This window comes from Protofrankia sp. CiP1_Cm_nod2 (assembly GCF_920664355.1).
Classification (GTDB): domain Bacteria; phylum Actinomycetota; class Actinomycetes; order Frankiales; family Frankiaceae; genus Protofrankia.
In genome coordinates, this window is record NZ_CAKKTL010000157.1 from 1 (window position 1) to 11,976 (window position 11,976).

The 11,976-nt window shown below is 69.7% G+C and carries 9 protein-coding genes and 2 tRNA genes; 2 read left to right on the top strand and 9 right to left on the bottom strand.

Annotated features, from left to right (window positions below):
• The 9 genes from mreC to NBW84_RS16690 all read right to left on the bottom strand — a co-directional run.
• On the bottom strand, positions 1 to 912 hold a 912-nt coding region (gene mreC, locus NBW84_RS16650; protein ID WP_250285666.1), incomplete at its 3' end, for a rod shape-determining protein MreC.
• 44 nt (positions 913 to 956) lie between these two features.
• Entirely contained in the window at positions 957 to 1,988 is a 1,032-nt protein-coding gene (locus NBW84_RS16655; RefSeq protein ID WP_013872948.1) for a rod shape-determining protein, read from the bottom strand.
• 528 nt (positions 1,989 to 2,516) lie between these two features.
• Entirely contained in the window at positions 2,517 to 2,930 is a 414-nt protein-coding gene (ndk, locus tag NBW84_RS16660; RefSeq protein WP_250285667.1) for a nucleoside-diphosphate kinase, read from the bottom strand.
• Between the two features lie 292 nt (positions 2,931 to 3,222).
• Positions 3,223 to 4,578: a bifunctional folylpolyglutamate synthase/dihydrofolate synthase gene (locus NBW84_RS16665; RefSeq protein WP_250285660.1), complete on the bottom strand. Its 1,356-nt coding sequence runs from the start codon at positions 4,576 to 4,578 to the stop codon at positions 3,223 to 3,225.
• Between the two features lies 1 nt (position 4,579).
• Complete coding sequence (gene clpX / locus NBW84_RS16670; protein ID WP_250285661.1) at positions 4,580 to 5,872, bottom strand: ATP-dependent Clp protease ATP-binding subunit ClpX; 1,293 nt, start codon at positions 5,870 to 5,872, stop codon at positions 4,580 to 4,582.
• Between the two features lie 549 nt (positions 5,873 to 6,421).
• Positions 6,422 to 7,093, bottom strand: a complete 672-nt coding sequence (locus NBW84_RS16675; RefSeq protein ID WP_250285662.1) for an ATP-dependent Clp protease proteolytic subunit — start codon at positions 7,091 to 7,093, stop codon at positions 6,422 to 6,424.
• A 161-nt stretch (positions 7,094 to 7,254) separates the two neighbouring features.
• On the bottom strand, positions 7,255 to 7,890 hold the full coding sequence (locus tag NBW84_RS16680) for an ATP-dependent Clp protease proteolytic subunit (protein WP_250285663.1): 636 nt from the start codon (positions 7,888 to 7,890) through the stop codon (positions 7,255 to 7,257).
• Positions 7,891 to 8,181: 291 nt separating this feature from the next.
• A complete protein-coding gene (gene tig, locus NBW84_RS16685) occupies positions 8,182 to 9,654 on the bottom strand; it encodes a trigger factor (RefSeq protein WP_250285664.1) in 1,473 nt (490 codons plus the stop codon).
• A gap of 56 nt (positions 9,655 to 9,710) precedes the next feature.
• A tRNA-Pro gene (locus NBW84_RS16690) sits at positions 9,711 to 9,783 on the bottom strand.
• A 46-nt stretch (positions 9,784 to 9,829) separates the two neighbouring features.
• Between NBW84_RS16690 and NBW84_RS16695 the strand changes: the two genes are divergently transcribed.
• Positions 9,830 to 9,900 (top strand) — tRNA-Gly (locus NBW84_RS16695).
• Positions 9,901 to 10,028: 128 nt separating this feature from the next.
• The coding region (locus tag NBW84_RS16700) for a DUF3516 domain-containing protein (protein ID WP_250285665.1) at positions 10,029 to 11,976 on the top strand (1,948 nt) is incomplete at its 3' end.

Below are 11,976 nucleotides of genomic sequence, written 5' to 3' on the forward strand. Positions count from 1 at the left end.
GGCCGGTGATGCGGCGGCCGGTGATGCGGCGGCCGGCGGCGCGGCGGCCGGCGGTGGCACCGGGCGTGGCGGCAGCAGCCGGTCGCCCGGATCGGCGGCGGGCCGGCCGACGACAACGCCGACGAGGTCCAGCGAGCCCAGGGCCGCGAAGGTGGTGACCTCGGCCGAGCGCGAGAGCCCCCCGCCGGAGTCCAGGACCTTGGTGACGACACCGATCGGCACCCCACCGGCATAGTCGTTGCTGCCGAACGTCACAAGGCGATCACCCGTCTTCACCTGGAGGGTGGCGTCGTAGAGGGTGAAGGCCAGGCTGCCGGGAGTGCCCCCGCCGGCCACCGCGCCGAGCAGCCTGGTGTTCTCCAGCCGGGCGCCGATGTGGCTGGCCGGGCTGGACACCAGCCGTACCACGGCGGCATGGGCGGTGGCGGTCAGGACGGTGCCGACCAGCCCGTCGTTGTCGATCACCAGCTTGTCCGGGGTGACGCCGTCGGCGCTGCCAGCGTTGATCGTGACCGTCCAGTCCGTCCCGGTGATGTCACCGATCGCTATGACCCTGGCCGGGATGATCGTGTACTGCCCGTGGTCGGCGAGCAGCCGCAGGCTGGACAGTTCGGTGGCCTGCCGCCGCACCTCGTCGTCCTCGGCGAGGCGCCGGCGCAGCTCGGCGTTTTCCGCGGCTAGGGCGTCCGCACGCTTCTGGTACCGGTTGGGATGGGCCAGCGCGGACAGGGTGCGCCCGACCGGACGGGTCACCGCGGTGACCGCCCCCTCGACCCCGCCGAACACCTCGCGCAGGGCACCGCGCACGCCCGACGAGCGCTCGCTCGAACGGTAGTCGATGGTGATCAGGGTAAAGGCCACGACGAGCAACACGATTATGATCACGCGGGAACGCCGGGTGTCACGTCCCACCACCGGCCTCCGTACCTGAAGAGAACCCCCGTACCCGCGGACGGTCAGCGACGGGGCTCGGAGATGAGTACCTGCTGCAACGCCTCGAACTCCTCCACACACTTGCCGGAGCCCATCGCGACCGAGTGCAGCGGGTTGTCGGCTATGTGGATCGGCATGCCGGTCTCGTGGCGCAGGCGTTCGTCCAGGCCGCGCAGGAGCGCTCCGCCACCGGTCAGCACGATCCCGCGGTCCATGATGTCGCCGGAGAGCTCCGGCGGGCACTTGTCGAGGGTGACCTTGACCGCGTCGATGACCGCGTTCACCGGCTCCTCGATCGCCTTACGGATCTCCTCGGCGGTGACGACGATGGTCTTGGGCAGGCCCGAGACCAGGTCCCGGCCGCGGATCTCGGCGCTCGGCTCGTCCGACATCTTGTGCGCGGAGCCGATGGCCATCTTGATCTCCTCCGCGGTCCGCTCACCGAGCATGAGCGAGTACTCCTTCTTGACGTAGGAGATGATGGCCGTGTCCAGCTCGTCCCCGGCGGTCCGGATGGACTGGCTGGTCACGATCCCGCCGAGGGAGATCACCGCCACCTCGGTGGTGCCGCCGCCGATGTCGACCACCATGTTGCCGGTGGGTTCGTGCACCGGCAGGCCGGCTCCGATGGCCGCGGCCATCGGCTCCTCGATGATGTAGACCTTGCGCGCGCCGGCCTGGTAGCCGGCGTCCTTCACCGCCCGCTGCTCGACCCCGGTGATGCCGGAGGGGACGCAGACGACCAGCCGCGGCTTGGCGAAGTGCCGGCGCCGATGGACCTTCTGGATGAAGTAGCGCAGCATGCGCTCGGTGGTGTCGAAATCCGCGATGACGCCGTCCTTGAGCGGACGGATCGCGACGACGTTGCCGGGCGTGCGGCCGATCATCCGCTTCGCCTCGGTGCCGACGGCGAGGATGCCCGTCGTGGTGGTGTTTATCGCGACCACGCTGGGTTCGTTCAGGACGATTCCGCGGCCACGGACGTAGACGAGGGTGTTGGCGGTGCCAAGGTCCACGGCCATGTCACGGCCTAGGAACGACAGCGAACTGGACATCGTCGGATGCCGGCCTTCCCGGGTGTGGGGTCTGGGTGCGCACGCAGGGTGTGCGGGGTGTACAAGGCAGGCGGTGTCCGTAACGATCTCGTGTCCACTGCTTGTTCGACGGGCCCCATCCACTAGTCCAGTAGTCCGGCAATCCAGTAGAGACGCTGTTGCAGACACCAAAGAGCGTGAACCGGGCCCCTCGAGCCTGCCATGGGTGTGCGGGACACGTGGCGCGCGACGGTTCACGCACCACGCCGGGCCACCGGGGCTGTCAGCCCCGGCCCGTAGGATCAGTTCTAACACTCGGAGTAGCAAGAATGCTACCCGAGACAACCCGATGAAGGCACCCGGAGTAACAACATTACGTAACCCTCACGAATGTAACCCGCGTGAACCAGACCTGCACGGAACAGGACCCGTCCGCCGGGTGTGGCGTGCCGGCGGGCGGCACGCCACCGGCACGCCACACCGACGCAGCCACACCCGTTCCGCGTCCTCAGGGCCGGAACGGCTCCCCGGGCCGGGCGGGGCCGGCTGTCAGCTGAGCCCCGGGAAGAACAGGTCGATCTCGCGCTTGGCGGACTCGGGCGAGTCCGAGCCGTGGACGAGGTTCTGCCCGATCTCCAGGGCGTAGTCGCCGCGCAGGGATCCCGGGGCGGCCTTGACCGGGTCGGTGGCGCCGATCAGGCCGCGCACCGCCTCGACCGCCCGCGGGCCCTCGGCCACCAGCGCGACCAGCGGGCCGGAGACGATGAAGTCGACCAGCTCGCCGAAGAACGGCTTGGCGGCGTGCTCGCCGTAGTGGGTCTCGGCGACCGAGCGCTGAAGGGTGCGCAGTTCAAGGGCGACCAGGGTCAGCCCCTTGCGTTCCAGCCGGCCGACGACCTCGCCGACGAGGCCACGGCTGACGCCATCGGGCTTGACCAGAACGAGGGTGCGTTCGACGGACACGGAACTCCTTCTCATAGCTGCTCATAGCTGCTCGCGTGGACAGCCGCGGTCCTCCGGCGGCTGCTGTGGACCTTATCCACCGCCACGCCACGTTATCCACCGCCACGCCACGTCCGGCCCACCGGCAACATCTACCAACGGACATCCGTCAGCCAACATCTGTCGGTCCGCATCTGTCGGCCCGCATCCGCTGGCACACATCTGTCGGCCAACATCCGCCGTGGCCGACATCCATCGACCAACAGATGCCGGCCGGCGTCCGTTGGTCAACGCCTGCCGGCCAACCTACCCGTCAGCGGCGCAACAGGTGGCGAGCCTCACCCACCGTCACCAACGATCCGGTCACCACGACCCCGGCACCGCCGAGGTCACCGTCCCGCTCGGCCAGCCGGACACCGGCGTCGAGGGCGTCGTCCAGACGGGCGGCGACCTCCACCCGGTCGGGGCCGAAGACGTCCACCGCGGCCGCCGCCAGGTCGTCCACGGGCATCGCCCGCGGTGACCCGCTCTGGGTGACGACGATGTCGTGCAGCACCGGCTCGAGGGTGGCGAGGATGCCGGCGGCGTCCTTGTCGGCGAGTATCCCCACGACGCCGACGAGGCGGCCGAAGCCGAACGCCTCGTCCAGCGCCTGGACGAGCGCCCGCGCGCCCGCGAGGTTGTGCGCGCCGTCCAGCAGCACCGTGGGTGAGCGGCGGAGCACCTCCAGGCGCCCCGGGGAGTCGGCCTGGGCGAAGCCGGCCCGCACCGCCTCGATGTCCAGCCGCTCCCGGCCGCCGCCGAGGAAGCTCTCGACGGCCACCAGCGCGCACGCGGCGTTGTGGGCCTGGTGCTGCCCGTACAGGGGCAGGAAGAGGTCCTCGTAGACACCACCGAGACCACGAATAGTGATCATTTGGCCGCCGACGGCGATGGTACGGCCGAGGACCCCGAACTCCAGCCCCTCCCGCGCCACCGTCGCCCCCACCTCGGCGCACCGGCGCAGCAGCACCTCGGCGGCCGGCAGCGGCTGCTGGGCGAGCACGACGAGCGCGCCCGGGTGAATGATCCCGGCCTTCTCCGCGGCCACCGCCTCCGGGGTGTCCCCGAGCTCCGGATGATCGATGGAGACCGGGGTCACGACCGCGACCCCGGCGTCGATGACGTTGGTCGCGTCCCAGGTCCCGCCCATCCCGACCTCGATGACGGCGACGTCGACCGGCGCGTCCGCGAACGCCGAGAAGGCCATCGCGGTCAGCAGCTCGAAGAAGGTGACCTTCTCCGGATGCCGGCCGTCGACGAGCTCCGCGTAGGCGATGACGTCGTCGTAGGCCCGGGTGAAGACCTCCGGCGCGGCGACCCGGCCGTCCAGGCTGATGCGTTCGGTGACGCTCTCCAGATGCGGGGAGGTGTACCGGCCGGGCCGGATCCCGAACGCGCGCAGCAGCGAGTCCGTCATCCGGGCGGTGGAGGTCTTGCCGTTGGTCCCGGTCAGGTGGATCGACGGGTAGGCCCGCTGCGGCTGGCCCAGCAGATCGACCAGGTCGCGCATGCGGTCGAGGTCCGGGAGCATGCGGTGCGGGAAACGTCCGGCCAGGGCCTTCTCGACCCGGGCGAGGCCGCCGTCGTCCGCCCCGCCGCCGCCCGTCCGGTTGTCGTCCGCTCCCACCTCAGGCCGACTTCTCCTGGCGAGGGGTCCGCTTGGACGAGGTGACGTCACGGTCGCGCGGCACCAGCGTCGGGTTGACGTGTTCCAGGACGACCTCGCGCGTCACCACGGCCCGGGCGACGTCCTTGCGGCTGGGGATGTCGTACATGACCGACAGCAGGACCTCTTCCATGATCGCGCGCAGCCCGCGGGCGCCGGTCCCGCGCAGGATCGCCTGGTCCGCGATCGCGTCGAGGGCGTCCGCGGTGAAGTCGAGGTCGACCCCGTCCAGCTCGAACAGTTTCTTGTACTGCCGGACCAGTGCGTTCTTCGGCTCGGTGAGAATGCGGATCAGCGCTTCCCGGTCGAGGTTCGAGACACTGGTGATCACTGGCAGACGGCCGATGAACTCGGGAATCATCCCGTACTTGAGCAGGTCCTCCGGCATGACGTCGGAGAAGACGTTCGCGGCGTCCGGATCGTCCTTCCCGTGCAGAACCGCCCGGAATCCCAGGGATTTCTTGCCGACGCGCGAGTCGATGATACGGTCAAGCCCGGCAAAAGCTCCACCGACGATGAACAGGACGTTTGTGGTGTCTATCTGGATGAATTCCTGGTGGGGGTGCTTGCGACCGCCCTGGGGCGGCACGCTCGCGGTCGTCCCCTCCAGTATTTTCAGCAGCGCCTGCTGAACCCCCTCGCCGGAGACGTCCCGGGTGATACTCGGGTTCTCCGACTTACGCGCGATCTTGTCGACCTCGTCGATGTAGATAATGCCGGTCTCGGCCTTCTTGACATCGTAGTCGGCGGCCTGGATGAGTTTGAGCAGGATGTTCTCGACATCCTCGCCCACATAGCCGGCCTCGGTGAGCGCCGTCGCGTCCGCGATCGCGAACGGGACGTTGAGCATCCGGGCGAGGGTCTGCGCGAGCAGCGTCTTGCCGCACCCGGTGGGCCCCAGCAGCAGGATGTTGCTCTTGGCGAGCTCCACGTCACCCTTGGCGTCGCCGCCGGCACCCCCGGCCTGGACCCGCTTGTAATGGTTGTAGACGGCAACCGAAAGGGTCTTCTTGGCCTGCTCCTGGCCGACGACGTAGCTGTCCAGGAACTCGTAGATCTCGCGGGGCTTCGGCAGCTCGTCCCACTTGAGATCGGAGGATTCCGACAGCTCCTCCTCAATGATCTCGTTGCAGAGATCGATGCACTCGTCGCAGATGTAGACACCCGGCCCGGCGATGAGCTTCTTCACCTGTTTCTGGGACTTGCCGCAGAACGAGCACTTGAGCAGGTCGCCGCCGTCACCTATGCGTGCCACCGAGGACTCAGTCCCTTCGTCCAGACGATGGTGTCGCCTGCAGCTCAGGGGCGGTCTGGCCGCCCAGTCGTCGCCTGTCTGTTACTATCCTGCCCGCGTTACCGACTGTTGCACATGGCCGGCGACATCGGGCTGATGGCCGTCACATCCTCGTGTGGGGACCGTACCCCGTACAGACGCCCGGTGAGAGCTCTATCGCGCGGCTCGCGGGGATCAGCCTACGGTCCGGCGGCCACATCCCCAGACGCCCGCGCCGTACGGATTGCGCCCAGGCAGGCCGTGCGCACGGCCGCCACCGCGCCGGCCGGCCGGCCCTCTGATCACCCGCCGCCCGATACACCCCTGACATCGCGGGGAAACAGCCCCGGAGGCCCCCACGGACAGCCGGGAGCGACACGACCGCACGCCTTGCGCGCCCCCCCGGGCAGCCGGCAAGGCGCGGCGCTCCGGGCCGGCGGGGCCGGCCCGGAGCCCGCGCGGTGCCGGGCTCCCCCGGTCCTCCGGGGGGCGGAAGCAAGGCGGTCATGGTTTTCGCCGCGCCCGCAGCCGTCAGCGGGTGGCCGACTGAGTGGCCGCCAGCCGGGAGGTCTTGCGCGTCGAGATGACCTCGTCGATCAGCCCGTACTCCTTGGCCTCGGCCGCGCTGAGGATCTTGTCCCGCTCGATGTCCCGGCGGATCTCCTCCTCGCCGCGGCCGGTGTGCCGGGCGTATATCCGCTCCAGCAGCGCGCGCATCCGCAGGATCTCCCGGGCCTGGATCTCCAGGTCGCTGGACTGGCCCTCGCCCTGCCCGGACGGCTGGTGCAGCAGGATACGGCTGTTCTCCAGCCCGAAACGCTTGCCCGGGGTGCCGGCGGCGAGCAGCACCGACGCGGCCGATGCCGCCTGCCCCATGCAGATCGTCTGGATGTCGGGCCGGACGAACTGCATGGTGTCGTAGATCGCCGTCAGCGCGGTGAAGGACCCGCCCGGCGAATTGATGTAGATCGAGATGTCGCGGTCCGGATCCTCGGACTCCAGGAACAGCAGCTGCGCCATCACGTCGTTGGCGGACGTGTCGTCGATCTGCACACCCAGGAAGATGATGCGCTCACGCAGGAGCTTCTCGTAGGGATCGAGAGCGATCTCGCCCCGGCTGGTCCGCTCGATGACGCGCGGCAGGACGTATCGGCTGACGGGTTGACGGCTGATGTCGCCCTGACCGGTGATCGTCTGGTTCATGTCCGGGTGCCTCCCCGACGGCTTGTGATGATCGGTGGCAGATGTCGACGGTGCGGGCCGAGCGTCCCGCGGGTTCTTCGAGCCGGCCCGGCGGTGGCCGGGCAGGTGTCGGCCGGTTCAGGCGGTCGACGCCCGCCTGAACCGGCCCGGCTCGGCTGGCTCTAGCTGACCGGGCCCTCGCTGGGGACCTGGCGGGCCCGCGAGACGACGTGGTCGACGAAGCCGTAGTCCTTGGCCTCCTCTGCCGTGAACCACCGGTCGCGGTCGGAGTCCCGCTCGATCTGCTCGATGGGCTGGCCGGTGTGGAACGCGATCCGCTCCTGCATCATCCGCTTGGTGTAGAGCATCTGCTCGGCCTGGATCGCGATGTCGGACGCGGTACCGCCGATACCGCCGGAGGGCTGGTGCATCATGATCTTCGCGTGCGGCAGCGAGTAGCGCTTGCCCACCGTGCCCGCGCACAGCAGGAACTGGCCCATCGACGCGGCAAGGCCGAGCGCCACCGTGGCGACGTCGTTCTCGACGTACTGCATGGTGTCGTAGATCGCCATGCCGGCGCTGACCGAGCCGCCGGGAGAGTTGATGTACAGGAAGATGTCCCGGTTCGGATCCTCGGCGTTGAGCAGCAGGAGCTGGGCGCAGATCGTGTTGGCGATCTGGTCCTCGACCACCGAGCCCAGGAAAATGATCCGTTCGCGCAGCAGACGGTTGAAGACCTGCTCGTCGAAACTGGCCCCACCCTGCCCCGGCGAGCGCAGCTGCGGGACTGCCAGGCTCGGGGCTGCGATATCACTCACGGTTAGCTCCTCGGCTTCCTCGCGCTGGCGGCGGTTGATCTGACCGGCTCGACACTATCTGTGACTCGCGTCGGTTCCGGGAGTTCACGCTCGATGTTCGCGCTGGGCGTGAGGGCCGGCCAGTCCGAAATCTGATCAATTCGGACATCGGGGTATCATACAGACCTCGGACGGACGACCAACCGGGGCCCCGGAGAGCGGGGTACCAGTCGGTGCGGCGGAATGCCAGCCGGGTGGACGAGGCGCCGGGACGATCCTCGTCCACCCGACGACGGTCAGCTGCCAGGACGCTCAGACACCGGATGCGGGGCCTGCCTGAGTGCCACCGGCCACCTCGTCGTCATCGTGGGCATCGCCGTCAACGTCGTCACCAACGTCGCCGTCCACGTCGCCGTCCACGTCGTAGTAGGCGCTGTCAGCATCGGCGTCATCGTCGGCCACCGGCTCCGGCCGGCGGGGCAGGTCCAGCTCCACCGCGTTGCCCTCGGTGTCGACGACCTTCACCTGCTCCAGCAGGAAGGTGAGGGCCTTGCTGCGCACGGTGTCCGCCATGATCGCGGCAAGCCCCTCGCCCTGGGAGATCTGCTGGGCGAAGATCTCCGGGCTCAGGCCCGCGCGCTGCGCCCGCCCGATGATCTGCTCCATCAGCTCGCCCTGCTCGACGCCGATCTGCTCGACGTTGATCACCGCGTCCAGGATGAACTGGGAGCGCAACGCCCGCCCGGCCAGCCGCCGGATCTCGTCGAGGTACTCCTGCTCGCTCTGGCCGAGTGACTCCAGGTAGGAGGCCCGCTCGAGGCCGAGCCGCTCAAGCTCGTGCGAGAGGCGGTGCTCGCGGGCCTCGACCTCGCTGTCGAGGACCGAATCCGGCACCGGCACGTCGAGCCGCTCGATCAGGTCGTCGAGGACGCGCTCCCGGGCCTGGTTGAGCTGGCCGAGCCGGACCCCCTGGCCGAGGCTCGTCCGGACGTCCTCGAGCAGTTCCGCCAACGAGTCGAACTCGCTGGCGGTGGTCGCGAAGTCGTCGTCGAGCTCGGGCAGCTCACGCTCCTTGACGCCGCGGACGGTCGCCGTGACCTCGGCCGCCTTCCCGGTATGCTCCCCGGCGAGCAGCTCGGTCCGGAACGTGCGGCTCTCGCCCTCGGCGGCGCCGGTGACCGCCTCGTCGAGGCCCTCGACGAGATCGCCGCTGCCGACCTCGTATGACAGGCCAGCGGCGTCGGCACCCTCGACGGTCTCCCCGTCGACGGTCGCGGTCAGGTCGAGCGAGATGAAGTCACCGGCCTGGACCGGCCGCTCCACCGGCCTGAGGACGGCGAACCGCTCACGCAGCGTCGTCAGGTGGGCCTGGACCTGCTCCTCGGTGACCTCGGCAGCGTCGACGGTGATCTCAACGGTGTCGTACTCCGGCAGGGCGATCTCCGGGCGGACGTCCACCTCGGCGGTGAACACCAGCGGGGCGCCGTCGGCGAACGAGCTGATGTCGACCTCGGGCTGCGAGAGGACGTCGACCTCCTCCTGGCGCACCGCGTCGGTGTAGAACCGGGGCAGTGCGCTGTGGATGGCCTCCTCCAGGATCGTCCCCCGGCCGAGGCGCTGGTCGAGGATGCGCGGCGGCACCTTGCCCGGCCGGAAGCCGGAAACCCGGACGTCCCGCGCGAGTTTGCGGTAGGCGGCGTCGACAGAGGGCTTGAGCTCGTCGAAGGGCACCTCGACGGTCAGCTTGACCCGGGTGGGACTAAGGGTTTCCTTGGTGGCCTTCACGGCGCGGCTAACTCCTGATGCGGCGGTGGATCGGATGGACGCGCCGAGATTACCGGTCGGGGCGGGGAGACTCGAACTCCCGATCTCCTGCACCCAAAGCAGGCGCGCTAGCCACTACGCTACGCCCCGTGGCGTTGCTCCTCCATCCTACGGGGTAGAGTCTCTGGAACGTCCCGCGGGTGTAGCTCAATGGCAGAGCCCCAGCCTTCCAAGCTGGCCATGCCGGTTCGATCCCGGTCACCCGCTCGTGCGCGCCGCCCCTGGTCAGGGCCACACCCCGGCCAGGACGTCGATCTTTGTGGTACGGCGATCCTTGTCGTGTCGTCGGCCCGCGCGGTGTCCGGCCCGGTTCGTCGGGCACGATCGGATGCACCATGACGCTCGCCGACCGCCTGCCCCCGCATCCCGACCCCGACAGCATCTTCGACGCGTTCACCGAGTGGACGCGGGAGCAGGGGCTGACCCTGTACCCCGCCCAGGCCGAGGCCCTCATCGAGGTGGTGACCGGGTCCAACGTCATCGTGGCCACCCCGACCGGGTCCGGCAAGAGCCTGGTGGCCGCCGGCGCGCACTTCGCCGCGATGGCCCACGGCCGGCGCAGCTTCTACACCGCGCCCATCAAGGCGCTGGTGTCGGAGAAGTTCTTCGCCCTGTGCGCCACGTTCGGGCCGGGCAACGTGGGGATGATGACCGGGGACGCCGGCGTCAACGAGACCGCCCCCGTCATCTGCTGCACCGCCGAGATCCTGGCCAACATCGCCCTGCGGGACGCGGCCGCCGCCGGCGTGGGGCAGGTCGTGATGGACGAGTTCCACTTCTACGCCGACCCCGACCGCGGCTGGGCGTGGCAGGTGCCGCTGCTCGAGCTCGCGGACACGCAGTTCATCCTCATGTCGGCGACCCTCGGGGACGTCCGCCGGTTCGAGGAGGACCTGACCCGCCGGACCGGGCGGCCCACCGCCGTCGTCCGCTCCGCGCAGCGTCCGGTGCCACTGTTCCACCACTACGTGACCACGGCGCTGCACGAGACGCTCGAGGAGCTGCTGAGCACCCACCAGGCGCCGGTCTACGTCGTCCACTTCACCCAGGCATCGGCGCTGGAACGCGCCCAGTCGCTGATGAGCATCAACGTGTGCAGCCGCGCGGAGAAGGACGCCATCGCCAGGTCGATCGGCGACTTCCGGTTCGCCGCCGGGTTCGGCCGGACGCTGTCCCGCCTGGTCCGCCACGGCATCGGCGTGCACCACGCCGGCATGCTGCCGAAGTACCGCCGGCTGGTGGAGCAGCTCGCCCAGGAAGGGCTTCTTAAGATCATCTGCGGCACCGACACCCTGGGTGTGGGGATCAACGTGCCGATCCGCACGGTCGTGTTCACCGCGCTGTCCAAGTACGACGGGACGCGGACCCGCCACCTGCGCGCCCGGGAGTTCCACCAGATCGCCGGGCGGGCCGGCCGCGCCGGTTACGACACCGTCGGCACGGTCGTCGTGCAGGCGCCCGAACACGTCGTGGAGAACGAACGCGCTCTGGCCAAGGCAGGGGACGACCCGCGCAAGCGGCGGCGGGTCGTCCGCAGGAAGCCCCCGGAGGGGTTCGTCTCCTGGGGCCCGGCGACCTTCGAACGGCTGGTGGCCGCCGAGCCCGAGCCTCTGACGTCGAGCTTCGCCGTCAGCCACGCCATGCTCCTCAACGTGATCAACCGGCCGGGCGACGCCTTCGCCAGCATGCGCCGGCTGCTCACCGACAACCACGAGCCCCGGCCCGCCCAGCGCCGGCACATCCGCCGGGCCATCGCCATCTACCGGGCGCTGCTCGCCGCCGGTGTGGTGGAGAAGCTCGCCGTGCCGGACGAGACCGGGCGCACCGTCCGGCTCACCGTCGACCTGCAGCTCGACTTCGCCCTCAACCAGCCGCTGTCCCCCTTCGCCCTGGCCGCCCTGGAACTGCTCGACCGCGACGCGCCCGGCTACGCGCTGGACGTGGTGTCGGTCCTCGAGGCCACCCTGGACAACCCCCGCCAGGTCCTCTCCGCCCAGCAGTTCAGGGCCCGCGGCGAGGCCGTCGCCCAGATGAAGGCGGACGGCGTCGAGTACGAGCAGCGCCTCGAGCTGCTGGACGCCGTCACCTACCCCAAGCCCCTCGACGACCTGCTCGGCGCCGCGCTCGAGACGTACCGGCGCGGCCACCCGTGGGTCGCCGACCACGAGCTCGCGCCCAAGTCGGTGGTGCGGGACATGTACGAACGGGCCATGACCTTCGCCGAGTACGTCGGCTTCTACGGCCTGGCCCGCTGTGAGGGGCTGCTGCTGCGCTACCTGTCCG

Coding starts and splice junctions, on each gene's coding strand:
- NBW84_RS16655 (WP_013872948.1), bottom strand. CDS start 1,988: ATGTCCAGTTCGCTGTCGTTCCTAGGCCGTGACATGGCCGTGGACCTT.
- NBW84_RS16675 (WP_250285662.1), bottom strand. CDS start 7,093: ATGAACCAGACGATCACCGGTCAGGGCGACATCAGCCGTCAACCCGTC.